The sequence below is a fragment of the Acidovorax facilis genome (assembly GCF_023913775.1).
Lineage (GTDB): Bacteria > Pseudomonadota > Gammaproteobacteria > Burkholderiales > Burkholderiaceae_C > Acidovorax > Acidovorax facilis.
Genome location: NZ_JAMXAX010000403.1, coordinates 1 through 249 on the forward strand (window position 1 = coordinate 1; position 249 = coordinate 249).

The window sequence follows — 249 nt, forward strand, 5'->3', positions numbered from 1 at the left end:
CGCAGGCTGCATTCCTCGCTGGGCTACCTCAGCCCGATGCAGTACGAACAACGCTGGTACGAGGCACAGCGCAAAAAGGCCGCGTGAATCGTGGGTTAAGAACTACACGAAACAGGGGCAAGGTCATCTCCCGCGCTTGCTGCTCGATTCGGTACAGCGCGGCCATGCGCTGGATGGCCTGTGCAGCTACCGGGCTTGCATGAGCTTTGGCCAGTTCATCGAACTTGCGGCGCGCATGCGCCAGGCACC

1 pseudogene is annotated in these 249 nt (G+C 61.4%); it reads right to left on the minus strand.

Going from position 1 to position 249, the window contains the following annotated elements:
* Positions 1-181: 181 nt before the first annotated feature.
* A pseudogene (locus NFX52_RS31450) lies at positions 182-244 on the minus strand (hypothetical protein); the annotation flags it as partial.
* Positions 245-249 lie beyond the last annotated feature (5 nt).